This window comes from Marinomonas phaeophyticola (genome assembly GCF_026966905.1).
Taxonomy (GTDB): domain Bacteria; phylum Pseudomonadota; class Gammaproteobacteria; order Pseudomonadales; family Marinomonadaceae; genus Marinomonas; species Marinomonas phaeophyticola.
On record NZ_JAPUBN010000013.1, the window covers coordinates 159860 to 181963 of the forward strand.

25 protein-coding genes are annotated in these 22104 nt (G+C 42.6%); 12 read left to right on the top strand and 13 right to left on the bottom strand.

Features of this window, described 5'->3' with window-relative positions; genetic code table 11:
- Nucleotides 1-53 precede the first annotated feature (53 nt).
- Nucleotides 54-971: a bile acid:sodium symporter family protein gene (locus O1D97_RS06855; RefSeq protein ID WP_269124099.1), complete on the bottom strand. Its 918-nt coding sequence runs from the start codon at nucleotides 969-971 to the stop codon at nucleotides 54-56.
- A 560-nt stretch (nucleotides 972-1531) separates the two neighbouring features.
- Between O1D97_RS06855 and O1D97_RS06860 the strand changes: the two genes are divergently transcribed.
- The 3 genes from O1D97_RS06860 to O1D97_RS06870 all read left to right on the top strand — a co-directional run bounded on the left by O1D97_RS06860 (nucleotide 1532) and on the right by O1D97_RS06870 (nucleotide 3579).
- The gene (locus O1D97_RS06860; RefSeq protein ID WP_269124101.1) at nucleotides 1532-2047 is read left to right on the top strand and encodes a gluconokinase; all 516 of its coding nucleotides are present in this window, start codon (nucleotides 1532-1534) and stop codon (nucleotides 2045-2047) included.
- Between the two features lie 32 nt (nucleotides 2048-2079).
- Complete coding sequence (gene gntR, locus O1D97_RS06865; RefSeq protein WP_269124103.1) at nucleotides 2080-3090, top strand: gluconate operon transcriptional repressor GntR; 1011 nt, start codon at nucleotides 2080-2082, stop codon at nucleotides 3088-3090.
- Nucleotides 3091-3255: 165 nt separating this feature from the next.
- Entirely contained in the window at nucleotides 3256-3579 is a 324-nt protein-coding gene (locus tag O1D97_RS06870; RefSeq protein WP_269124105.1) for a DUF6172 family protein, read from the top strand.
- A 146-nt stretch (nucleotides 3580-3725) separates the two neighbouring features.
- Here O1D97_RS06870 and O1D97_RS06875 read toward each other — a convergent pair whose 3' ends face one another.
- The 7 genes from O1D97_RS06875 to O1D97_RS06905 all read right to left on the bottom strand — a co-directional run bounded on the left by O1D97_RS06875 (nucleotide 3726) and on the right by O1D97_RS06905 (nucleotide 9780).
- The gene (locus O1D97_RS06875; protein WP_269124107.1) at nucleotides 3726-4130 is read right to left on the bottom strand and encodes a GFA family protein; all 405 of its coding nucleotides are present in this window, start codon (nucleotides 4128-4130) and stop codon (nucleotides 3726-3728) included.
- A gap of 83 nt (nucleotides 4131-4213) precedes the next feature.
- Complete coding sequence (locus O1D97_RS06880; protein ID WP_269124109.1) at nucleotides 4214-5023, bottom strand: ABC transporter permease; 810 nt, start codon at nucleotides 5021-5023, stop codon at nucleotides 4214-4216.
- Nucleotides 5016-5783 (bottom strand): ABC transporter ATP-binding protein, encoded by a 768-nt coding sequence (locus tag O1D97_RS06885; protein WP_269124111.1) that lies wholly within the window; start codon nucleotides 5781-5783, stop codon nucleotides 5016-5018. Before O1D97_RS06885 ends, O1D97_RS06880 begins: the two co-directional genes overlap by 8 nt.
- A 120-nt stretch (nucleotides 5784-5903) precedes the next feature.
- Nucleotides 5904-6923, bottom strand: coding sequence for an ABC transporter substrate-binding protein (locus O1D97_RS06890; protein WP_269124112.1), 1020 nt, complete (start codon nucleotides 6921-6923; stop codon nucleotides 5904-5906).
- 59 nt (nucleotides 6924-6982) lie between these two features.
- On the bottom strand, nucleotides 6983-7657 hold the full coding sequence (locus O1D97_RS06895) for a GntR family transcriptional regulator (RefSeq protein ID WP_269124113.1): 675 nt from the start codon (nucleotides 7655-7657) through the stop codon (nucleotides 6983-6985).
- Nucleotides 7658-7873: 216 nt separating this feature from the next.
- The gene (locus O1D97_RS06900; protein ID WP_269124115.1) at nucleotides 7874-8824 is read right to left on the bottom strand and encodes an N-acetylmuramoyl-L-alanine amidase-like domain-containing protein; all 951 of its coding nucleotides are present in this window, start codon (nucleotides 8822-8824) and stop codon (nucleotides 7874-7876) included.
- 197 nt (nucleotides 8825-9021) lie between these two features.
- On the bottom strand, nucleotides 9022-9780 hold the full coding sequence (locus tag O1D97_RS06905) for a helix-turn-helix transcriptional regulator (RefSeq protein WP_269124117.1): 759 nt from the start codon (nucleotides 9778-9780) through the stop codon (nucleotides 9022-9024).
- A gap of 83 nt (nucleotides 9781-9863) precedes the next feature.
- Here O1D97_RS06905 and O1D97_RS06910 point away from each other — a divergent pair, with 83 nt between their 5' ends.
- Together O1D97_RS06910 and dld are read left to right on the top strand one after the other, a co-directional pair.
- On the top strand, nucleotides 9864-10313 hold the full coding sequence (locus O1D97_RS06910; protein WP_269124119.1) for a GyrI-like domain-containing protein: 450 nt from the start codon (nucleotides 9864-9866) through the stop codon (nucleotides 10311-10313).
- A gap of 204 nt (nucleotides 10314-10517) precedes the next feature.
- Entirely contained in the window at nucleotides 10518-12257 is a 1740-nt protein-coding gene (gene dld / locus O1D97_RS06915; RefSeq protein ID WP_269124121.1) for a D-lactate dehydrogenase, read from the top strand.
- Between the two features lie 70 nt (nucleotides 12258-12327).
- On the opposite strand, the gene O1D97_RS06920 is transcribed toward dld, so the two are convergent.
- Nucleotides 12328-12492, bottom strand: coding sequence for a helix-turn-helix domain-containing protein (locus O1D97_RS06920; RefSeq protein WP_269124122.1), 165 nt, complete (start codon nucleotides 12490-12492; stop codon nucleotides 12328-12330).
- A 23-nt stretch (nucleotides 12493-12515) separates the two neighbouring features.
- Nucleotides 12516-12641: a hypothetical protein gene (locus O1D97_RS06925; protein WP_265728036.1), complete on the bottom strand. Its 126-nt coding sequence runs from the start codon at nucleotides 12639-12641 to the stop codon at nucleotides 12516-12518.
- Between the two features lie 212 nt (nucleotides 12642-12853).
- Here O1D97_RS06925 and O1D97_RS06930 point away from each other — a divergent pair, with 212 nt between their 5' ends.
- Genes O1D97_RS06930 through O1D97_RS06940 form a run of 3 tightly spaced genes read left to right on the top strand, consistent with a single transcriptional unit; the run spans nucleotide 12854 to nucleotide 14895 of the window.
- Entirely contained in the window at nucleotides 12854-13846 is a 993-nt protein-coding gene (locus O1D97_RS06930; RefSeq protein WP_269124124.1) for a type IV toxin-antitoxin system AbiEi family antitoxin, read from the top strand.
- Nucleotides 13830-14285, top strand: a complete 456-nt coding sequence (locus O1D97_RS06935; RefSeq protein WP_269124126.1) for a hypothetical protein — start codon at nucleotides 13830-13832, stop codon at nucleotides 14283-14285. The genes O1D97_RS06930 and O1D97_RS06935 overlap by 17 nt, the downstream gene beginning before the upstream one ends.
- Nucleotides 14266-14895: a hypothetical protein gene (locus tag O1D97_RS06940; RefSeq protein WP_330221446.1), complete on the top strand. Its 630-nt coding sequence runs from the start codon at nucleotides 14266-14268 to the stop codon at nucleotides 14893-14895. Before O1D97_RS06935 ends, O1D97_RS06940 begins: the two co-directional genes overlap by 20 nt.
- 355 nt (nucleotides 14896-15250) lie before the next feature.
- Here the strand turns inward: O1D97_RS06940 and O1D97_RS06945 are convergent, their stop codons facing one another.
- A complete protein-coding gene (locus tag O1D97_RS06945; protein WP_269124128.1) occupies nucleotides 15251-16165 on the bottom strand; it encodes a LysR substrate-binding domain-containing protein in 915 nt (304 codons plus the stop codon).
- 104 nt (nucleotides 16166-16269) lie between these two features.
- Between O1D97_RS06945 and O1D97_RS06950 the strand changes: the two genes are divergently transcribed.
- From O1D97_RS06950 to O1D97_RS06965, 4 genes are all read left to right on the top strand, one after another.
- Nucleotides 16270-16737, top strand: a complete 468-nt coding sequence (locus O1D97_RS06950; RefSeq protein WP_269124129.1) for an OsmC family protein — start codon at nucleotides 16270-16272, stop codon at nucleotides 16735-16737.
- Nucleotides 16738-17136: 399 nt separating this feature from the next.
- Nucleotides 17137-17697 carry a helix-turn-helix domain-containing protein gene (locus tag O1D97_RS06955; protein WP_269124131.1) on the top strand — a complete coding sequence of 187 codons (561 nt, stop codon included), beginning with the start codon at nucleotides 17137-17139 and terminating at the stop codon, nucleotides 17695-17697.
- On the top strand, nucleotides 17694-18416 hold the full coding sequence (locus O1D97_RS06960; protein ID WP_269124132.1) for an AzlC family ABC transporter permease: 723 nt from the start codon (nucleotides 17694-17696) through the stop codon (nucleotides 18414-18416). Before O1D97_RS06955 ends, O1D97_RS06960 begins: the two co-directional genes overlap by 4 nt.
- Before the next feature lie 2 nt (nucleotides 18417-18418).
- A complete protein-coding gene (locus O1D97_RS06965) occupies nucleotides 18419-18760 on the top strand; it encodes an AzlD domain-containing protein (RefSeq protein ID WP_269124133.1) in 342 nt (113 codons plus the stop codon).
- 95 nt (nucleotides 18761-18855) lie between these two features.
- On the opposite strand, the gene O1D97_RS06970 is transcribed toward O1D97_RS06965, so the two are convergent.
- Nucleotides 18856-20691, bottom strand: a complete 1836-nt coding sequence (locus tag O1D97_RS06970) for an ABC transporter ATP-binding protein (protein WP_269124135.1) — start codon at nucleotides 20689-20691, stop codon at nucleotides 18856-18858.
- Nucleotides 20692-20848: 157 nt separating this feature from the next.
- Nucleotides 20849-21997, bottom strand: coding sequence for an L-threonine dehydrogenase (gene yiaY, locus O1D97_RS06975; protein WP_269124137.1), 1149 nt, complete (start codon nucleotides 21995-21997; stop codon nucleotides 20849-20851).
- Nucleotides 21998-22104 lie beyond the last annotated feature (107 nt).

The following is a 22104-nucleotide window of genomic DNA, read 5'->3' on the forward strand; positions in this document are numbered from 1 at the left end:
GATTCAAAAAAGGGGCACACAATGGCGCCCCTTTTTTATTCACGTAGTGGTATTTATTTTGAGCGGCCTTTATTGACAGGTCGACGGCTCCAATAGCTCGCGAGTAAAGAGCCAGAGATATTATGCCAAACACTAAAAATAGTCCCAGGTAACGCCGCCATTGGCGTGAAGAATTTCACCGCTAGAGCGGCGGCTAAACCTGAGTTTTGTAAACCGACTTCAAATGCGATAGTACGACATACACGGGCATCAAAGCCAAGTAAGTAGGTTACCCAATAACCGAGAACCAAACCAATCATGTTATGAAGAATAACAGCGGCCGCCACGATCAGGCCCACTTGAACAATTTTGGAGGCGCTTAAGGCCACGACAATCGCAATGATAAGGACAATGGCAAACATAGATATGTAGGGAAAAATAGGTTCTGCTTTACGAACAAATTTCGAAAAGAAAGTATTGATCAATACGCCCGCCGCAACAGGTAATAGCACGATTTTAAATAAGCTCATCAACATACCTGCAACAGGTACGTCAACACTTTGACCTATCATCATGGATACGAGTAAAGGCGTTAATAGCACACCAATCAAGGTTGAAATAGCGGTCATGGAAATAGATAGCGCCGTATCCCCTTTTGCTAAATAACACATGACATTTGAAGAAGTACCGCCAGCAACACTACCAACGAGTAACATACCGACAGTTAATTCTGTGTCAAATCCAAAGGCGAAGGCAACCCCGAAGGCGGCAATCGGCATAACTAAAAACTGCAATACCACGCCAACCCCAACCGCTTTACCATTTTTCAATACTTGTTTGAAGTCTGTCGGGCTGAGAGTTAATCCCATTGCCAACATAATGACAGTGAGCAATGGAACGATTTGGGTTTTCAAACCGACAAAAAATTCAGGTTGAAAAAAGGCAAGTACTGAAAGAACAACAGCCCAAAGAGGGAAAAGCTGGATAATCATAATGTAGAGCTCCATATATGCGGTTCTATTCCGTCTACTAGGAAAACAGACAAAACGAACTCGCGACCATAATTAATTATTATAAAACCCCATTTACATACCGTTAGCAAAGCACATTACTAAAGCTAAATGACTGATTTGTAGGCGATAGTTTCAAGCCTAGAATCTAAAATGGGAGCAAGAGTGTAACCAAATCAGAATTACCACAACAGCTTTTAAGGTCAGTTTGAAATGAATTAAGGCAAACGGTCCAAACTTGAATATTTTAAACTGGTGACCCAGCTTAATTCAGTCGATGCGACTAGTGGAATTAGGTCATTAAGGATGCCTATCGCGCTCTGAAGAAACGAAAAAGTGTACTCTAAACTCAGTTTGTTTAAGTGGTTTCTATTCTCAATTTCTTATCCTTTTGCTCATTACCTTATGATAAAAACGTTTTTTAAGAACGTTGACAACGATTGATTGTTACCCGTAACATACAGTTGTTACCGGTAACAATTTATATTTGGATAGTGCGAGTACTTGATAGGCTCGACGTCATTGTGGAGGTGAATACTGTAATGAAAATTGTCATTTTAGGCGTGTCTGGATCCGGCAAATCTTTGATTGGTAGTCAATTAGCTAATCGGCTTACTGTCCCTTTTTTCGATGGTGATGATTTTCACCCTCCTGCGAATGTGGAAAAAATGCGCCAAGGTCACCCCTTAAATGATGAAGACAGAGTAGATTGGTTGCTAAGACTAAATCGTTTAATTAAAGAAAATCAGTCCTTAATTGTCGCATGTTCTGGCTTAACGCCAGCCTATCGAGCCTCTCTCAAAGAAGGCAATGAAACGTTACAATTAGTCTATTTAAAAGGCGATTTTGATCTTATTTGGCGTCGGCATCAGCAACGAGATGGGCATTATTTTAATGGTCAATCTATGTTGCATAGTCAATTTGAAACATTGATTGAACCTACGGCTGAGGAGGCCTTGATTGTTAGCATTGAACCTGAGCCTTATACGATAATCGATAATATTATATCCATGCTAAACTCTTCTGCTGATAGTGGCATAAGAGATACAGATGGCTAATTTTAATCCATATCATGGAAAGGTCTGAGTGCATGACAACAAAGAAAAATAAGCGTCCGACCTTGCAACACGTTGCAGATAAAGTAGGGGTTACTAAGATGACGGTCAGCCGCTATCTTCGTGACCCTAAACAGGTATCAGAACAACTTCGTAGCGTTATTGAGTCAGCAGTAGAAGAGTTGGGCTACATCCCTAATAGAGCGCCAGATATTCTTTCTAACGCTAAAAGTCATGCGATTGGTGTCTTGGTGCCTTCTTTGACTAACCAAGTTTTTGCGGAAGTGATTCGTGGTATCGAAACGGAGTTAGAGCCTTCAGGTTACCAAACTATGTTGGCGCATTATGGATACAGTCCATTAGCGGAAGAAAGTCGTATAGCGACTTTGCTTTCTTATAATGTGGACGGACTCATTCTTTCAGAAAGTGTTCATACTGAGCGAGTACGCAAGATGCTATCGGTGGCAGGTGTGCCCGTTATTGAAATCATGGATTCTGTGTTGCCACCTTTGGAGCAGGCGATTGGTATTAATAACGAAGCCGCGGCACGCGATATGACGGAGTTGATGATTAGTAAGGGACGCAAGCACATTGTTTACCTAGCTGCACGAATGGACGAGCGAACTCAGCAAAAGATACGAGGCTATGAAGCGGCCATGTTGAGGGCCAACTTACAACCAAAATCGTTGCAGACAGTTGATGCGTCCTCTTTCACTATGGGAGCCAAATTGCTTCTGGATGCCATACGTGAAAACCCTCAGACAGACGGGTTATTTTGTACCAACGATGATTTGGCTATCGGTGCACTTTATGAGTGTCAGCGTCAAGGGATTGCGGTTCCAGAGCAAATATCGATTGCTGGTTTTCATGGGCACGATATTACGAAAGCGATGATTCCTAGGTTAGCGACAGTGGTAACCCCGCGTGAAGAGATGGGTCGCCAAGCCGCCGCTCAAATGATGGCTCGTTTGAATGGCGCTCCCATTGAGCAAAAGATCATAGAATTACCCTACTATTTAGAGGTTGGGCAAAGTTTAGGAGGGTGACACGTTAACATTCCTTTGAAATGACACCTAATTCCGCCCTACCTTGATCTTTTTGTTTGAGTCATTAGGTACTTATTCATAGCTGCAAACGGTTTGATCCGTTATTATGCACGTTAATAGGAATGTGTGATGTCACTTCCTGAATCCCAATCTTCTAGGACACTAATGAAAAAAACATTTGAGCTATCTCATCCAAAAATTGCTTACCCTCGATTGATAGAAGCGACAAAAAGCGAAGTCAAAAAATATTTGAAAAGAGAACGGAATAAAACCTTACCTGACTATGCTGATTTCTGGGGATTTGATTGCCGATTTGGTCAAACTCCAGACCAAGCGGAAACCATTCGTGTAGGGCAAATCAATGAAAAAATCAGTTTTGCTGAAAGCCAAGAATGGACATCATTTTATTTGGAAATTTTGGCTGTACCAGCTCAGCGCACAGCCCATGACGATGCTGATCCAGAAGAAGAAAGTGAAGAAAAAGCGTAAGCCATTTTTTGTAGTCAGTAAGAAGACCCAAAGCCAGATCGGTGTGAACGGTCGCTAAGTCGTTGAACTATCCCATTGATGGCGTCTCTTCAATGATTTGGCTTTTTTGGGAACGTTGTGAATCAGTACGGCTAACGTCTATTATTCTAACGGTCTGATGGGTGATTGACTCCATCAGACGTTGGAATATCGGGTATTTTCAAAGGGTTAATTCCTTCCAAGCAAGCGACATTGAATCCATATTGGTCTGCATTTGATCGGCGTTGGTGATGCGTGTAAATACCACATAGACTACAGAAATAATGCTTTGCGGCTTTCGTATTAAATTGATAAAGCGTCAGAGTGTCTTCACCTTTAATAATATGAATTCCAGATGCGGGTATGGCGGCTGAGATAATGCCTTTTCTGCGACACAAAGAGCAATCACAGCGTCTTAAATCGATTATCCCGTTGGGTAACGTGAGTTCAATCTCTACAGCACCACAGTGGCAGCTGGCTTTGTGCTTTTGCTGTATTTCAACCCCGTCAACGGCTTTTAAATTTATCGACATATAGTATTCCTTATCCGAGACGTTGTCGGATGACGTTTCTTTGGAGAGGTAAAATGGCCGCGAATGGTTTAATCATTCATCGCTTATGTACGCCAATCGAGTAATCGATTTTCTACCATGCCAATGGTCGCACTGACACTGACCCCCAGAATGGATAGGATGGCGACTCCAGTAAACAGGCGTTCTAAGTTATAAAGAGAGCCCGCTTCTAAAATGTAAGCCCCAATACCGTATTCCGCTCCAAGCATTTCGGCTGCAACCAGCAAAATGATGGCAATCGCAAGACTAATTCGTAGCCCAGATAAAATGCCAGGCATTGCTCCAGGAAGAACGATTTTTGTCACAATTGAAAACCAAGATAAAGAAAAACTTTGCCCCATACGGATAAGTGACCTGTCCACATTATCGACAGCCCCGTACGTTGCGACTACGGTTGGAGTAAAGGTACCAAATGCGATGAGTGCATATTTTGATGTTTCATCAATCCCAAACCAAATAACAAAAAGTGGTAGAAGGGCAATTTTAGGGATAGGGAAAATAGCGGCGATAACGGGGACAAGACTCCCTCGTGCTAATGAAAATAACCCAATTAAAATGCCAACACAAATACCAAGAGAAGAGCCAATAGAGGCACCAACAAAAAGACGCGTGAGAGAAGGAATTAGGTGTTCCCAGAGTAACCCACTCTCCCATAACTCAAGAAATGTGGTGAATACATCGGAAGGTCTAGGTAGGGTAAGGTTACTAATAAAACCAACACGAGTGCCAATTTCAATAAAGGCCAGAATGAAGAAAAATACCACAAAACCTAGCCATTTTTTGGATTTAGGAGCAAATCCACCACCGCGAAAATCAATGGTTTTTTCTGTAGTGACGTGATTACTATTAGACATCAATTAATTCCTTATCTGCTTCAACCGCTTCTTCGCGCATTAGGTTCCATAGGTGTTCCTGTTGCCGTTCTAGTTCTACATCACCTAATTTACGATCCGCTAAAGGCGTTGCGATATCGACCACTTCACGAATTTTTCCCGGTCGGCGAGACAAGACGACGATAGAGTGCCCTAATCTAACCGCCTCATTCAAGTTATGAGTAACATAGACAGCCGTGAAAGGTTCACGAGTCCAAAGGTTTATCAGGTCATCCATAAGCAGTTCACGGGTTTGGCTGTCGAGAGCAGAAAGCGGTTCGTCCATGAGCATGACGGCTGGTTTTACGGCTAATGCACGTGAAATGGCCACTCGTTGCTTCATGCCACCAGATAGTTGTTTTGGGTAAGCTTTACGAAAGTCAGTTAACTTTGTACGTGCTAGTACGTCCGTTATAATAGCATTCGCTTTACTTCCTCGAATACCATGATCTTCTAATACCAAACTGATATTTCCTTCCACGGTTCTCCAAGGCAATAGTGCAAAATCTTGAAAAATATAGGTCAATGGATTAATGCTTTCAGAAGGAGGCTCTCCGATTTGGATAACGCGTCCAGAGGTCGCTTTTTCAAGTCCTCCTATGATTCGTAGGAGCGTTGATTTTCCACACCCTGAAGGGCCAACAATACAGACAATTTTACCCGCAGGAATGTCAAGATTAATATCCTGCATAATCTCCATGCTGCCATATTGATGACCTATGCCTTGAAGTCTAAGATCCATAAATTACCTTTTTCTTAACGATATTAGACATAAAGTGAATGCTTTATGTCTAATAGTATATTTACTTGAAACAATCATGGAATAAGGCAAGTAATTGAGCTAACTCACCTGATAATTTCTTTATTGCAGGTAAGATGCATCGACCAGTGTGTCGATTGTAATGCTATCTTTGATGAGTTTTTCCGATTTAAACCAATCTAATTGATCTTGTACAGATTCCATATTTAAGGCCGCGTTGGCACTAATACGCATCGCTCCATTACGAATACTTGGCGCGGCTTTTTCATATGGACGATCAGCATAAACATACTTATGAATCAGTTTAATCATGTCTTCAGAGGCGGCTTCGCCGGCGGTTTTATCGACCAGAGCCTCATTAAAATCGGCCGCACCTCTTGAAAAGGCTCGTAAAAATGCTTTAGTTGTCTCGGCTTTATTGGCCGCATGGTCCGCGGAAGTGAAGACGGTAGTCACTTGATAATTAGGAATATAATCCGCCACATTACCAATAATGTGTACGGCTCCTGCGGCATCAAGAGGCTTAGCGATATGGGGAACAATAGACCAACCATCGATTTGACCGGACTTCAATGCGCCAATGATAGTACCGACCTTTTGCATCGGTTTATAGGTAAGTTCAATGCCTTCTTTCTCCGCCATTTTTGCACCGACATAATGGAATGACGATCCCGCTTGGGTGATGGCGAAAGACTTCCCGTCTAGTTTTTCTGGCGTAGTAATACCGGCATCAAAGGCCTTGTTGGAAACAATGATTTTTTGACCTTCAACCCCGGCTTCTTCCATTAACGCCCCACCAATGACCTTAATAGCGCCTTTTTCAGCCAGAGAAATGAGTCCTCCAGAAATGGCGGTTACCGCATAATCAATGTCTTTTGATGCAACGCCAACCGCCATGGGTTGAGCCGCTTGGAAAAATTTAAATTCAACATCCAAGCCTTCGTCTTTAAAATAGCCTCGTTCAAATGCAACAAAAGTGGCCGCATGGCTCGTAAATCGTAAAGCGCCAACATTAATTTTTGTGTCATCGGCATAAGAGGGAAGAGAGGCGAACATAGAGGTAGCCACACTGCCCATCATCAACATCCATTTCAAGGAGGTTCTTCTCGATATTGTGTTCATTTCATTTTTCCTTTTTATTATTGTTTGCTTATTTGTTGGCCTTTTACGTAAAGGTCTATTTATGTGCTCTGAATTGAGTAAGCTAAATTACCCTCAATATCTTGCTGTAAACACTTTTTGGCTGTTTCAATATCATTCACTAAAATAGCGTCAACCAAACGTTTTTGGTTATTAGATATGGATGTGAAATTGAGTTGCTGCTCTCGAAGCGCTCTTAAAATAAAGCGTCGAGATTGATCATAGAGTTGGGTATGAGTAGCAATGAGACGGGGAGAACCCGACGCGGACATCAGGTTAATATGAAACATTCGATTGGCTTCATCCCATTCTAAGGCGGAATCTATCGGCGACGCCATCACACTCTCTTGTGCTCGTGACAGCTCATGGCTAGATGCGATGATTTTACCCTGCCATTTAACATCCCCTTTTTTCAACGACCATTCAAGTCCCAGTTTTTCGATTTCCCAGCGTAGCTGAATAATGTCTTTTAAATCCTCTTCTGTAGCGGATGAAACTCTAAAGCCTCGTTGAGCATTGGCCTCAACAAGACCCTGTGTGCTTAACCGTGTCAGCGCTTCACGTAAGGAATGGCTTGAACCTCCATAGCGGGTTCTAAGTTCTTCGATCTTCAAGCGCTTATCTGGAGAAAGTTCACCAAACGAAATATCTCTTCGAATTGCACTAGCAATTAAACCAACGACGGTTTCATTGTCATAATTATTAGAGAAAATCATTAATATCCAATATAACTAAAAATATGTCATATTATTAAGAACTATCAAGATAAAAGAGTCAAGGCGTCTATTGGGCGGAGGTATTGATGCCCCCCTATCTGAGTTGTTCATGGGTACGTTACTGTCGTCTAAGGTGTTTTTTAGGGTAGGCGGATTGCGAGCAGGCCTCATAAGGCGTTCCCTATAGCCTGTCACTTCTGTGAAGAAGATATCGAGCTATCTCAACGCTTGAATATTAAAACCTTGTAAGGAAGAGGTTGGCTTGTACTGAGCAAAATACTCTAGGAAATCGACATCCATGACTTTCTTATGTGTCTGGCTCGCATGGCGCAAAAAGAGTGTATCGCCTTTACGAATGGCAATAGATTGATGTGAGACATTCATATTTGTCCCTATCCATTTCTTAATATCCCAATTAGGGCGGACCATACTGATAATGCTTCCAGAGGGGATTCTGTCTAGTAATGAGAGGTTTGCCGAATGGTCGTCTAGATATAAGGCGGTTAAAGGAGTATAGGGAGTTTCAACTGACTCGGGGAGAAATGACTTACCTTCGGCTTGTAATTGATTCAGCAAAGTACGGCAAGCTATGGAGGATTCATCTTCACACTGTAATCGATCCTCGGTCATCTTTTGGTACCAAGCGGGTTTATCAATGACGGTTTTTGCTATGGCAATCAGGCTACCTGCGACCTGATCGGTAATGTCTATTAATAGGTCTTGGTTATTAGGGATCCAATCAGCACTAGGGAAATGATTGCGTGTGGCAAAAGAGACTTTTCCCTCTTTATAACGCAACTTCATTAGGTTAGGCATAAAATCCTCTTGAGAGTTTGACAAAGCACCTGCCAGTACCGCTTCAACATAGGTTGTGCAATCAAACACATCAAAGCGTACCAAAGGATCCTTATCGTATTTTCCTTGCTCGCCTTCTCCCAAACTGCCATCCACATAAGGTGCGTTTAATAAAGTCGCACTTAAATACTCTATTTTTAAGTGATTTGGCAGAGAGGCGGTCTCCGAGGCCGTATTATTGGTGTTGAGCGTAGCAAAAAAAGCCGCTTTATTTGCTGCATTTAATGATTCATCCGCAATGAGGGTGGTTGATATTAAAGACGCGCTTAATAATACGCCCGCAAGAGGCTTTATTCGATTTAGTATGTTCATAAATACACTCTTAATAGCGGGTTTTGTGTCTAAAATACACCCAATAATTGTCCTCATTGGGAGGTTTAGTCTCGACATTTGAAAAGGGTATCATGGAAAGGGCGTTTATCTATAGAGGCCAACTGTCTATTTTTGGTTGAAGAATGTTCTTCGTTGCTAAAAAAATAGAAGTGAATGCTATGGAAAACGCGTTGTCATTAAAGAGTCTTTACATCTTGTTGAGTCAGTATGGCGCTAAAGTCTTCCAGAGGTCTTACTGTAAACTCTTGTGGTTTTATTTCGGCCTTGATGATTCGATCATATCGAAAGATTCGTACGTCGTTTCTAAGATGATCCCAGGCTAATAGATACCAAATAGGGAATCCAAGATACAAATAATGCGCTTCTATGTCTCGTTGTGTTTCTTTGTCATGGAAGTCTTTATAGACAATCCTCAGGCGTTGATGAAACATAAAAGCGTTATGTATTTTTTCAATAGTTGGATTGGCTTTAACCGTGTTTGCTTCGTGTTGATGATGAAAAGAAGACAAAGTTTCCGGGGAAGCTTGCGCACCTATGTGGATACGCTGGCGTAGCTGGTGGATTTTCTCTTTTTGTTTTGGTGAAAAAGAGGCCATAAGTTTGTTGCGAACCCTCTGGATATTTCCCATAAATAAGGTCTGCCCCATGCTCTCAGAAATGGCGAGACTAATGAGCAGATCAATGACTTCTTGGTTTTCTAAAGATAACCTCCCCACGCCCCAGTTGCGGTGAAGTTTAATGCCTCCCCCTCGGCCCTTATCGGCTTCAATCGGTAATCCTCGTTCTCGTAACAGACCGATATCCCGGAATAAGGTTCGTTCACTTATGTTGAGTTCGGCAGCGATGCGTTTTGTGGTGAGAGCATCTTCTGATTTAAGAATGGCGGTTAATTGCTCTAATCGATCTAAGTGTCTGGTTGTGTTGGCTCTGCTCATGATTTTAATATGACATAAAGTGTCATAGTTGTCGATATAGTAAACCCGTCATTAACGAGTCAAATCGATTTTTTGGAGATAAAATGAAATCAGTAATGTTAGCTGAAAAACACATAGCCGGTTTAAGTGTACGAACCAACAATGCCAATGAAAGACATCCAGGGACAGCAAAAATTGCTAGTTTGCACCAAACCTTTGTCCAACAAGCCCAAGTGAAGTATGAAAAAGGCGCCTGTTTATATGGTGTGTATTACCAATATGAATCAGACCACAGAGGAGACTTTTCGGTGCTCGTCGGTGCTGAGCCAGACATGCTTGAATCGAATGCCGAGTTAACAAGGACGTTACTTCCCGCTGGTGATTATTTGGTCTTTTCTGGCGAAGGGGAGATGCCACAGGTGGTAATAGCGGTTTGGGAGCAAATTTGGCGTTACTTTGCTGACGACACGTGTGTTCATACTAGAGCCTATAGTGTCGATTTTGAATGCTATACCAGTGAGACCAAAGTGGATATTTATATTGCTATCGCCTAGCCCATAAGGGGCTTTGAAACCGTTTTTTTGTGATGAAAACCGTGAAATTACCATCTTGATGCTTGTGTCATCTGACTTTTTTGAATGATTAAGTTAAAAACAATGAGGACGGATAGCCGAAAGATTCCGTCTTTCTTGTTTTTTAGTGTCGGGTAAGTTTAGTATAATGGCGTTCTTTCCCCCACCGATCGCGAAGTATTTTTTATGACAACGTCCAGTTTCAGCTTAGATTTGGCTAATGAATTAAAGGCCATTGTAGGAAATCAATACACTCTAACAGATGAAGACAAAACACAACCTTATAGTCAGGGCTTTCGTCTTGGTGGCGGTAAGGCCTACGCCGTTGTCCGTCCAGGTAGCTTGGTTGAAATTTGGAAAGTGCTGCAAGCGTGTGTGAAGGCCGATGTTATTGTTATTATGCAAGCGGCGAATACAGGCTTAACCGGTGGGTCAACGCCAAACGGGGCTGACTACGATCGTCCTATTGTGATTATCAGTACCATGCGTATTGATGATATTCAGTTGATTGATCAAGGTAAGCAAATCGTTGGTTTTGCCGGCAGTACTTTATTTGGTTTAGAAGACACACTGAAGCCTTATGGTCGTGAACCGCATTCTGTTATTGGCTCTTCTTGTATTGGTGCGTCCATCGTTGGTGGTGTGTGTAATAACTCCGGCGGGGCATTAGTGCAACGTGGCCCGGCTTACACTGAAATGTCGTTGTTTGCACAAGTTACCCACGATGGTGAATTGCAATTGGTGAATAACTTAGGCATTGAGTTAGGAACCGATCCAGAAGAAATTCTTAGCAATTTGCAGAATAAAACCTACCAAGAAAAAGACATTCAATTCCCTGATAAACTCGGCTCTGACAATGAATATCACCAGCGAATCAGAGACGTTGATGCGGATACGCCTTCCCGTTTTAACAATGATCCGCGCCGTTTATACGAAGCGTCTGGTTGTGCGGGTAAGTTGGCGGTATTTGCCGTTCGAATCGATACCTTCCCTATCCCTGAAAAGTATCAAGTTTTCTACATTGGCACCAATGATCCAGCGGTGATGGAACAGATGCGCCGTGATATGTTGTCAAGCTTCAAACATTTGCCTGTCTCTGGCGAATACATGCACAGTAGCAGTTATGACATCAGTAAAAAGTACGGTAAGGACAGCTATTTAGTGATCGACAAACTTGGCACTAAATACATCCCTAAAATGTTTTCTCTAAAACGTACGGTTGACCGATGGGCGGGTAAATTTGCGTTTCTGCCGAATAAGCTTTCCGACCGTATTATGCAGTATATGAGTCAGATTTTCCCGAACCACTTACCCGAACGCATGGAAGATTTTCGTGAAAAATACGAACATCATTGGATTGTCGAAACCAGTAATGAAGGTGTAGATGAGGCTCAAGCCTATTTAGACCGTTTTTTTAAAGACAATGAAGGCGATTACTTTGCTTGTACTAAGCGCGAAGCTGATCAAGCCATCTTACACCGTTTTGTGACTGGTGGCGCATTAAGTCGTTATCATGTTATGAATGGCAAAGACCTAGGGGCTATCATGACCATAGACGTGGCCTTTCCGCGTAATGAGCGTGATTGGTTCGAAGTGCTTCCACAAGACATTGAAGATAAAGTGGCTGTGAAAATGTACTACGGGCATTTTTTCTGCCATGTCATGCACCAAAACTACATCATGAAAAAAGGCGCCGACGCCAAAGCCGTGAAGAAGCAAATCCTATCCAGCTACGACGCTCGCGGTGCGGAATACCCAGCCGAGCATAATGTAGGGCATGAATACCTTGCCAAACCTGCATTGCGGGAGTTTTACCAAAAAACCGACCCAACCAACAGCTTCAACTCAGGCATCGGCGGCACCAGTAAACTGAAAAACTGGCAAGAACTGAGCGACGAACACACAGGCTGTGGCTGTAATAAATAAGCTTTAGAACAACAGTGAATGCAAAAAGCCGAGATGTTTCTGTTAAAGATGTCTCGGCTTTTTTGTTTTTTTACTTAACGATTGCGAATTGAGAGATTTCTATATCTTGTCCGTCAGGGAACTTGGCGTGTATTTCTAGCTTACCTCCCAATGCTTCAATATATTGATTCAATGTACTGATAAGGGCATCGGGACGATTTTCAATTTGAGATATATTTGGCTGAGCAATATTCATAAGGCCGGCTAAATCGGCCTGATTTATGCCTCTTTTTTTCTGACTTCTGCAAGTGACATCTCTGCAATAATGGCAACGGCTTTAGCTCTAGCGGCGGCTTGAACTTCTGGTTTAATTTTCTTCCGTAATTCGTTTATCGACTTAGCCATAACTAAACCTCCTATTTTGTTTTTTCTGAATCACTATTTTTCAAGTAATTTAAGAATTTTTTTTCAGCTAACGGAATATATCTATCATAAAATGTTTTATCTCTTTTCCCATCTTTGCGGCCACCACATAACAATATGGCTTTCCTTTTTTAATGGCTCAAGGTATTTGCTAATTGTTCACGATCATACATTGATATAGAGCAATATTAATCATGACTAAGCAATCATCTTTAGTGCTCAATGCGATGGCATTACTTCCTGCTCACATTAAAGCTCAGTTCATAGAAAATGATAAACTCATACAGAATGACGAGCTCAATAGCGGTAGCTTCACTGACGGTGAATTATGTTTGATTGTCAGTGGTGATAACTATCACTTTTATGTTGCTGTAAAAAATATACATCGGAAGGAAAGTTTAGACTCTTTATTGGGCGAAAGTGCTTCTAATACGCTATTGATTTGTAATCGTCTTACATCTTATTTAGCGGATATATGCACACAAAAAGGGCTTAACTTCATTGATACAGCTGGCAATGTGAGAATCGATAATAATGGTCTACATCTTTGGATTGAGTCACAAAAAGGTAAAACTCAAAAAACATTCACTGATGAAACCAAATCCAATAAATTAGGCGAAGGTTCAGCGAAACTCTTGTTTGCTTTGTTGTCTAAACCTGAGATTCTAAATGTCTCTTATAGAGAAATGGCAGAATATGCGAGTATTTCATTAGGAATGGTGAGCAAAGGTTTAGGGATTTTTGAAGAGGAATCTTTAATTAGTCTTGGAAAAAACAGACGAATACTTGATGTGAAACGCATGTTAGCTATTTGGGTAGAAGCTTATCGATTGTCTATTCGACCTAAGTTGGGTGGTGTTCGCCTTGAATATAAAGGCAATTGGCAAGACCTACCAATAGAAGAGGGTGATTACTGGGGTGGAGAAGCCGCAGCAGACGTTCTTACTCATTATCTTTATCCTCAATATTTACAGCTATTTACCCGTTTACCGCTACAAAAAAAACTGGCACAACTGAATTGTCGAACAAATCTAGAAGGCGCTTTATGGCTGGTTCCTGCCTTCTGGGGAACCAAGTTAGAATGGACGATTAAAAGCCAAGCCTTATTGGCTGTGGCAGAGTTAGAAGCGAGTAAGGACAGCCGTAATATAGAAGTCGCAAGGATGATTTATGAAAAGTATCTATAAGCTCAAACACCCGCTTAACCCTGCATTCGAACCTGTGCTTGATATCATTATGAATGTGACATCACAGCTTGGCATACCTTATTTTATTGCCGGAGCTACAGCGCGGGATTTATTGCTTTATCATGTCTTTGATAGAAGCCTAGGTAGAAAAACCCACGATATTGATACGGCAATCTTGGTCTCTGATTGGGTGAGCTTTACTTCAGTTAAAAATGCATTGTTGGAATCTGGACTAAGCAATACAAAATTACCTCATCGTCTAATACACCAGGTAAGTGGGCTGCCTGTAGATATTATCCCGTTTGGTTCTATTGCTGATAATAGGAGTGAAATCCAATGGCCACCAGAGCATGCTATTACTATGTCTGTTGCGGGCTTTCAAGAAGCTTTTGATAATTCGGTGTTGATCGACATCGGTTATGCCGGATTATGCAATTGAACTTGCTGAGCGTTCGGCGGAAGCGTATCGAGAAAGGTTGTCTGATATCAGTTGGTTTATGCGGGAGTTAAACGAACCCATCGCACGGCAAGCGAATGCTGAGGATGAATGCACTGGACGATTCTGGGAAGGGCGTTTTAAATCTCAAGCCTTGTTAGACGAAGCCTCTGTTTTGGCTTGTATGGCCTATGTTGATCTCAATCCTATCTGCGCCAATGTCGCAGCCACGCCGGAAACGTCAGAATTTACTAGCATCAAAAAACGAGTGAAAGCGGCTGGAAAAAACGTTCAACCAAAAGCCTTATATCCTTTCGTTGAGAATGAAAGTAAAAACAAAAAAGAAGGCATCTTATTTAAGTTAATGGATTATATTGAACTGGTTGATATGACTGGGCGTATTGCCCGGCAAGATAAACGCGGTGCAATTGATTTGACCTTATCTCCTATTCTACAAAGGCTTGGAATATCGTCTGAAAATTGGCTGACGATCTCCATTCAATTTGAGCAGCATACTCACGGTATTGTTGGGCAAGAGCACAGCATTACCCGTTACAAAAATGCTCAACCAAGGTCTAGGCCGAATCAACGCTGTTGTCGATTACTGGCCTAGCATACCTACATATTTTATTTCAAATTAATCCTTTCTTACTCAATCGTAAGCGGATTCGCTCGCCTTAAAAATGCTATTTTATCGAACTAGATAGCAACACAATTCGTTTCTCACCCATGCTCAGCTTTTTTCCTGTATCGAGTGATTATGTTAATCAAAATATTAAAGACGATCTTGGGGGTTCTTGATTTTCAAAGTAGGGTGTCTTTGGTAAATCAAAGTAGGGTGTCTTTGGTAAATCAAGTAGGGTGTCTTTGGTAAATCACTATCGGGTGTCTTTGGTAAATCACTCATTGCTGTTTGTAGGTGATTACCAGCCAATCAAATATCCTGCAAATATTATCTACAGTGTGAATCACGTATCATTGTGAGCCGCTGAGAAACTTTTTGCCCAGTCGATAAAAGCTTGAACTTCAGGTTTCTCGGTATTGTGTTCAGGTATGACGAAGTAATAGCTGTATTTGAGTGGCATGCGAATATTACTTAATACCACGAGCTTTCCACTCTTAATATCAGCTTCGATTAATCGTTCCCAGCCTAGCGCAATACCTTGGCCGTGTTTAGCGGATTGAAATAACGGGGCTAAGTGGTTGTATCTGGTTTCTGCTTGATGTTGATTCAATATTAATTTTGAGTGGTTAAACCAACCCTGCCAAGTGATACCACCGATAGCATCCTCAGAATAACCTGTGTAGGTTAAACGACGGACTTCGGAGGCTTGTAATAACGCTTCTGGATTCTCATACCTAGCCAATAATGTTGGGCTGCAGACAGGTACAACATGCTCATTCATTAATAGTACACTTTTACAGCCTAGAAACTCACCACTACCGAAATGTAAATGTAAATCGGCTGGTTGGTGGGTGAAATCAACTAAGCCATCCTGATCTAAAATACTGAGGTTGATATCGGGGGCTTGCTCATAAAAAAATTGTAATTTGGGGATTAACCATAATTGTGAAATGGCGGGGATGGTAGCGACTGTTAATGTTTGTAGGGAGTGATGCTCCAACTGAGAGATTCCTTGCTCTAGCCTTTGAATGGCGCTGATTACATTATTGGATAACCGTTCTCCTACCGTAGTCAACTTTACGCCCTTAGATCGACGTATGAACAAGACATGACCTATCTGCCGTTCTAATAATTTCATTTGATGGCTAACCGCGCTAGGGCTAATACATAACTGTTCAGCAGCAATACTTAATGATTCTGATCGTGCGACAACTGCAAAGGTTCGCAGTGCAGAAAGAGAGATCTGAGAAAGTTTCATGATATGAGTTTTTGTTAACTTAGAGTGCAAAATTATCGCTATACCGGATTAAATTAGCAAGTTAGAGTAAGTTTTTATGAGTAAAAATTGATTTGGAGATTGTTATGTCGGAATATTTTGCAACAGTTGAATGGAAGCGTGGTTTACAGTTATTTTCGGACAAAAAATACAGCCGTGCTCATGAATGGCAGTTCGAAGGTGGTGTTGTCGTACCAGCTTCGTCTTCGCCGCATATTGTTCCTTTGCCGATGTCTGTGGCGGAAAATGTTGATCCTGAAGAAGCCTTTGTGGCGTCGATATCCAGTTGTCACATGTTGTTCTTTTTGGACTTCGCCTCTCGTAAAAAACTCATCGTCGAGCAATACACAGACAAGGCCATTGGTACCTTGGCAATTGGCCCCAATGATAAACAAATGATGACAGAAGTGGTATTACGACCAACCATCACTTTTGTTGGAGAAAGACCCAGCTCAGCGGTGTTAAAAGAGCTTCATCATCAATCCCACGAAGCCTGTTTTATCGGCAACTCGGTACTGACTGAGGTTCGAGTGGATGATGCTTTTTGTGTTTGATCGGTGACCTTAGAAAGCACATTTGATCAAGTGCCTTCTCTCTGTTTGATAAAAGATGAATCACCCTGGAAAGAATCTAGAGGGAAAGAACCCAGCAGGACATTATTGATGTTTTTTAATCTCTGTCTAAATTAGAAAAACCAAACTCCAGAATAAGGAATACCTTGTGTCGAGGGCAAGACATTAGCCGGTCAGTTTGCCTGGCATTCCTTATAACAAGGCAATTTAATTGGGTGAAGATCAGTGTGTAATGAACATGACTAACGCTACACACTTCATATTAGCGTTAGTTGATGAACTTGTTTTCCCTTCCAACCTAATCCATTTTTGAAAATATCATTGACATTCGGTTGTTCTTTATATAGAACGTTCTATATAAAGAACAATTTGAGATGCATGATGAATAAACCTCTTCTCGGCTCGTTGGGTCGAAATATACAAGCGTTGCGTATGGCAAAGGGGCTGTCTTTGTCCCAGCTTGCGTTGGATGCTGGGCTTGCTAAGTCTAACTTGTCTCGTATTGAGCAGGGTGAGGGCAATCCGACATTAGAAACAATTTGGCGTTTGGCTGTACAGCTGGATGTTCCGTTTGGGGATCTTGTCGTCAGTGTGGAGTCGCCACTGGGAGAAAACGGTGTGCAGGTAAGGCTGATTGATCAAGGCGAGGGGAATCCCCGTGTCGATGTATATTGGATGTCTTGCGCTCCTAATACTATTAAGCAATCAGAGCCGCACATCGCAGGTACGACAGAAACCATTACGTTAATCAGTGGCAAGTTGTTGGCGGGTGAAAATAATGACTTGCGCCATTTGGACATTGGTAAAGCGCACACTTTCGCGGCCGATGTTCCACACAGTTATCAAACTGACGATTCATGGGCGACCTTGATGATGGTCATTACCTATTCTAAACAAGGCTACGCTGAACGGTCTGATTCTATACAGGAGGTACAATTATGAGTACGACAACCCAAACCCTTGCAGGAACATCTTGGAAAGAAGGCGTAAAAGACGCGATTCCGCTACTTGGCGGTTATATTCCGGTGGCCATTTCTTTTGGCCTGATTTCCGTTCAGTCTGGTTTTAGTGTGGTAGAGACCATTCTTATCTCTGCCTTTATTTATGCTGGTGCATCTCAGTTTTTATTTGTTGCGATGGCGGCTTCTGGTGCGCCGTTATGGTTGGTTGTCATCATGACCTTGCTAATCAACGCTCGTCACATTGTTTATGGACCAAATCTTTCTCCCTATTTAAACCATGATAAGAAGTGGCTGCCTTTAATGCATGGTTTGACGGATCAAATCTTTGCGCTGGCTCATGCCCGTTTGCCTCAGCTTCCAGAACATGCGCGCATAGGTTGGTACACAGGCGCGGCAATGTTAGCTTGGTTAAGCTGGATTGCTGGTACCGCACTGGGTGCCATTGCGGGTGGAGAATTGACACAACGTTGGCCATTGATTAACGATATTTTACCCTTTGCACTGCCCGCTCTGTTCTTCGTTTTAATCGTTCCACGTTGCAATAATCGTTTATGGACACTGACCATTGCGTTGTCTGCTGTTACCGCGATAATTTTGAAAATGTTAGGTTACCCGAATGTTGCCATTCCATTGGCGGCCATGAGCGGTGCCGTGCTGTTCTACACGCTAAAAAACCAACGCCTTTTGGGAGGGCATTAAGGATGGATACCTCTATGTGGCTGGCGCTTGTCTGCATTGCCATTGGTACGTATTTACTGCGCCTTTTGCCGTACATTTGGATGAAACGAAACTTAGCTAAAAAACAAGCGGAGGACGGTATTGACGCAATGCCGACTTGGTTGACTATATTGGGGCCAACCATGATTGCTGCGATGTTTGGTACGTCTTTAGTACCTGCTCATTCTGACATGTTCTCTTGGCTAGCGACTGGCGTCGGGATACTGATTACCTTGGGTGTTTGGACACGCACTCGATCCATGGGCTTACCTATTTTATGTGGAGTAGTGGCATTTGGCATGATAACGCTGTTTTTTGTACTCTAAGACAAAAGCCATTTAGCACGGCAATCGTTACTGAAAACTAAACCTCTGCATAATAGTGATACAGGCAGAGGCAGTAATACAGGCCATCCATTACTTTATTTATACCCTTCTGCTTGTAGAGTAAATAAATGCGCGTATTGACCTTGCTGTGCTAGCAAAGCCTTATGGGTGCCACGCTCTTTTATTTGTCCATGTTCCATTACGACAATCTCATGAGCAAGACGAACGGTGGAGAAACGATGAGATATTAAGATCGCCATTTTGGTTTTTGTGTGTTCTTGGAAATGTTGAAAAATATTGGCTTCGGCTTGCGCGTCCATGGCGGAAGTGGGTTCGTCTAAGACTAAAATATCCGCGTCTTCTCGCATGAAAGCACGTGCCAAGGCGATTTTTTGCCATTGCCCGCCAGACAGCTCTTGCCCACCTTTAAACCACCGACCAAGCTGAGTTTGGTAGCCGTTTTCCAATTCAGAGATAAAATCGGTGGCTTTACCAAGATCGGCGGCTTTCTGCCAACCAGTTTCGTCGTTGAAACGGTCGTTGTCTCCCGCACCTATGTTTTCTCCGACAATAAATTGATAGCGCACAAAATCTTGAAAAATCACACCAATACGTTTCAATAGAGCCGTCTCATCCCATTCCAGTAGATCTAACCCATCTAATAAAATACGGCCCTCTGTGGGGTTATAGAGTCGAGTGAGTAGCTTGATTAACGTGGTTTTACCTGAGCCGTTTTCGCCTACTATCGCCAAACTGTGACCAGGTCGAATGTGTAATGAAATGTCAAAAAGCGCCGGTTTCTCACTGCCAGGGTACTGAAATGAGACTTTTTCAAAGCGAATACCATCGTTCGGTGTTGGGCCCGCTAAAAGTCCACTAGTAGAGGAAGCGGTCTCTTGTTCAAGAAATTCATACAAATTTGATAAATACAGATTATCTTCATACATGCCACTGATGGCGGTGAGTGAGGCTGAGACCGCGCTTTGTCCCTGTTTAAACAACAATAAATACATGGTCATTTGACCTAAGGTGATCGCGCCAACAATGGTGTCACTGACAATCCAGCCATAGGCCCCATAAAATACCAAGGTACTGATGACACCGAGGGCAAACCCCCAGCTTTCTCTGCGAAGAATTAAGCGTTTACTTTCCTTAAACAGTGTTGCAAAGATGGCTGAATAACGTTGTAAAAAACGTTCACCTAATTGATAGAGGCGCACTTCCTTGATGTTGTCTTCTCGTGCCAATAGGGTTTCTAAATAGTTTTGCTGTCTCACTTCGGGAGAGCGCCAACGAAACATTAAAAAGGCATCGCCAGAGAATTTCGCTTCGGCAATAAACGAGGGGAGTGCTCCGCAGATCAATAACACTAAGGCCCATGGGGAAAATTGCCACAGTAACACCGCAAAACTGGATAAAGAAATGGCGTTTTGAATCAATCCAAAAGTTTTATTGACGAGCGCCAGAGGGCGGCTTGAGGCTTCTCTACGAGCGCGGACAAGTTTGTCGTAAAACTCAGAATCTTCAAAGTGCGATAAGGACAGGCTTTGCGCTTTTTCCAAGATCATTAGGTTGACCTTTTGCCCTAATAATCCCTGAAGAATGGCTTTTTGTGCCGTGAGGCTACGTTGCGCGGCGGCAATTATTAGGACTAAAATCGCTTCCAAAATCACATAGTTGAGAGCCGTTTGGTAATGCAAGGTTTGGCTCTGTTTATAGGTTTCCATGGCGGCGAGCACCGCATCGACAATCAATTGCCCTACGTAAGCCATGGCCGCCGGTAATACGCCCGCGATTAACGTGGCGAGAGCGAGCCCAATCGTTAAGGCGGGGGAGGTTTGCCATACCAAGCTCATCGCCCGTCGACTGTAACGAAAAACGCCTAGCATGTTTTTATCAACGTTATTTTTAGGCGTAGAAATAGGCTTCATAAACAATCCTAGAGCAATAATGTGGAGCAGATGATGACAGTATATTCTAATCGTGTAGGTTCGGTTATTGTTATTCAGCTTTAAAAAATGGCTCTAACGCTGGAATACGATAGAGCCATTTTATACATGGGTGTTAAAGGGGTAACGAAAACGCTATTTACCTAGCGGCTTTAAAAATACTGATAACATCCTCGTGAGTCGGTTGTATTGGGTTAGTGAAACCGCAGGCATCTTTCATGGCATTTGTCGCTAGGATACCAAAGTCACTCTCCTTTGCGCCTAATTCATCAAGACCGGAAGGAATATTCACATCTTGAGACAACTTAACGATCGCGGCAATAGCGGCATCAGCCCCTTCTTTATCATTGAGATTGGTTGTTTCAACACCTAATGCTTTGCCTATGTCTTTTAAGCGTGGTGCGGCGACCTGTGCATTGTAGCGTTGCACATGAGGTAGTAATACAGCATTACAAACGCCGTGAGGTAGATCATAAAAACCACCTAATTGATGAGCCATGGCATGAACGTAACCTAAAGAGGCATTATTAAAGGCCATACCGGCTAAGAATTGAGCGTAGGCCATTTTTTCACGGGCTTCCATATTGCTACCGTTATGAACGGCTTCGCGTAAATGATCACGAATGAGTTCAATGGCTTTAATGGCACAGGCATCGGTAATTGGGTCCGCTGCGGTGGATACATAGGCTTCTATTGCATGAGTCAGAGCATCCATTCCCGTTGCGGCCGTTAGTGATGCTGGCATGCCGGCCATTAACATAGGATCATTTACAGATAAAATTGGCGTGACATTTTGATCCACAATAGCCATTTTTATGTGTCGATCTTGGTCTGTGATGATGCAAAAACGTGTCATCTCTGAGGCGGTGCCAGCGGTTGTATTGATGCCAATTAAAGGCAGTTGTGGCTTTTTAGAAACATCGACGCCTTCGTAGTCACTAATATGACCTCCATTTGTCGCCACTAACGCAATTCCTTTAGCGCAATCGTGAGCCGATCCACCACCTAAGGAAATAACACAATCGCAGACATGAGTCTGCAGCACATCTAACCCTGCATTGACATTTTCGACGGTTGGATTTGGTTGAACGCCATCATAAATACGACATTCAATGCCTTTTTCTTTTAATCGCGCGGCAACATCCGCAACGACACCGAGTTTCGTCATCCCCGGATCTGTGACTATTAATGCCTGTTTAAAACCAAGGTTATCAATCTGATTGATCGCATCGTTTAGGGCGCCTTCACCCATAATGTTGACAGCAGGAATGTAGAAAGTGCTACTCATGATTTCACCTATGTAATGGTTTCTATTAAGTGAAATCAGTGTGCCATTTTATAGCAAAAAAGGTGTTGATTTAACGCAAGGAAGTGAGAACTAAATAGACGTTTCTA

What these genes read in the sequence shown, in the direction of transcription:
- O1D97_RS06855 (WP_269124099.1), bottom strand. Translation starts at nt 971, where the DNA reads ATGATTATCCAGCTTTTCCCTCTTTGGGCTGTTGTTCTTTCAGTACTT.
- O1D97_RS06860 (WP_269124101.1), top strand. Translation starts at nt 1,532, where the DNA reads ATGAAAATTGTCATTTTAGGCGTGTCTGGATCCGGCAAATCTTTGATT.
- gntR (WP_269124103.1), top strand. Translation starts at nt 2,080, where the DNA reads ATGACAACAAAGAAAAATAAGCGTCCGACCTTGCAACACGTTGCAGAT.
- O1D97_RS06870 (WP_269124105.1), top strand. Translation starts at nt 3,256, where the DNA reads ATGAAAAAAACATTTGAGCTATCTCATCCAAAAATTGCTTACCCTCGA.
- O1D97_RS06875 (WP_269124107.1), bottom strand. Translation starts at nt 4,130, where the DNA reads ATGTCGATAAATTTAAAAGCCGTTGACGGGGTTGAAATACAGCAAAAG.
- O1D97_RS06880 (WP_269124109.1), bottom strand. Translation starts at nt 5,023, where the DNA reads ATGTCTAATAGTAATCACGTCACTACAGAAAAAACCATTGATTTTCGC.
- O1D97_RS06885 (WP_269124111.1), bottom strand. Translation starts at nt 5,783, where the DNA reads ATGGATCTTAGACTTCAAGGCATAGGTCATCAATATGGCAGCATGGAG.
- O1D97_RS06890 (WP_269124112.1), bottom strand. Translation starts at nt 6,923, where the DNA reads ATGAACACAATATCGAGAAGAACCTCCTTGAAATGGATGTTGATGATG.
- O1D97_RS06895 (WP_269124113.1), bottom strand. Translation starts at nt 7,657, where the DNA reads ATGATTTTCTCTAATAATTATGACAATGAAACCGTCGTTGGTTTAATT.
- O1D97_RS06900 (WP_269124115.1), bottom strand. Translation starts at nt 8,824, where the DNA reads ATGAACATACTAAATCGAATAAAGCCTCTTGCGGGCGTATTATTAAGC.
- O1D97_RS06905 (WP_269124117.1), bottom strand. Translation starts at nt 9,780, where the DNA reads ATGAGCAGAGCCAACACAACCAGACACTTAGATCGATTAGAGCAATTA.
- O1D97_RS06910 (WP_269124119.1), top strand. Translation starts at nt 9,864, where the DNA reads ATGAAATCAGTAATGTTAGCTGAAAAACACATAGCCGGTTTAAGTGTA.
- dld (WP_269124121.1), top strand. Translation starts at nt 10,518, where the DNA reads ATGACAACGTCCAGTTTCAGCTTAGATTTGGCTAATGAATTAAAGGCC.
- O1D97_RS06920 (WP_269124122.1), bottom strand. Translation starts at nt 12,492, where the DNA reads ATGAATATTGCTCAGCCAAATATATCTCAAATTGAAAATCGTCCCGAT.
- O1D97_RS06925 (WP_265728036.1), bottom strand. Translation starts at nt 12,641, where the DNA reads ATGGCTAAGTCGATAAACGAATTACGGAAGAAAATTAAACCAGAAGTT.
- O1D97_RS06930 (WP_269124124.1), top strand. Translation starts at nt 12,854, where the DNA reads ATGACTAAGCAATCATCTTTAGTGCTCAATGCGATGGCATTACTTCCT.
- O1D97_RS06935 (WP_269124126.1), top strand. Translation starts at nt 13,830, where the DNA reads ATGAAAAGTATCTATAAGCTCAAACACCCGCTTAACCCTGCATTCGAA.
- O1D97_RS06940 (WP_330221446.1), top strand. Translation starts at nt 14,266, where the DNA reads ATGCCGGATTATGCAATTGAACTTGCTGAGCGTTCGGCGGAAGCGTAT.
- O1D97_RS06945 (WP_269124128.1), bottom strand. Translation starts at nt 16,165, where the DNA reads ATGAAACTTTCTCAGATCTCTCTTTCTGCACTGCGAACCTTTGCAGTT.
- O1D97_RS06950 (WP_269124129.1), top strand. Translation starts at nt 16,270, where the DNA reads ATGTCGGAATATTTTGCAACAGTTGAATGGAAGCGTGGTTTACAGTTA.
- O1D97_RS06955 (WP_269124131.1), top strand. Translation starts at nt 17,137, where the DNA reads ATGAATAAACCTCTTCTCGGCTCGTTGGGTCGAAATATACAAGCGTTG.
- O1D97_RS06960 (WP_269124132.1), top strand. Translation starts at nt 17,694, where the DNA reads ATGAGTACGACAACCCAAACCCTTGCAGGAACATCTTGGAAAGAAGGC.
- O1D97_RS06965 (WP_269124133.1), top strand. Translation starts at nt 18,419, where the DNA reads ATGGATACCTCTATGTGGCTGGCGCTTGTCTGCATTGCCATTGGTACG.
- O1D97_RS06970 (WP_269124135.1), bottom strand. Translation starts at nt 20,691, where the DNA reads ATGAAGCCTATTTCTACGCCTAAAAATAACGTTGATAAAAACATGCTA.
- yiaY (WP_269124137.1), bottom strand. Translation starts at nt 21,997, where the DNA reads ATGAGTAGCACTTTCTACATTCCTGCTGTCAACATTATGGGTGAAGGC.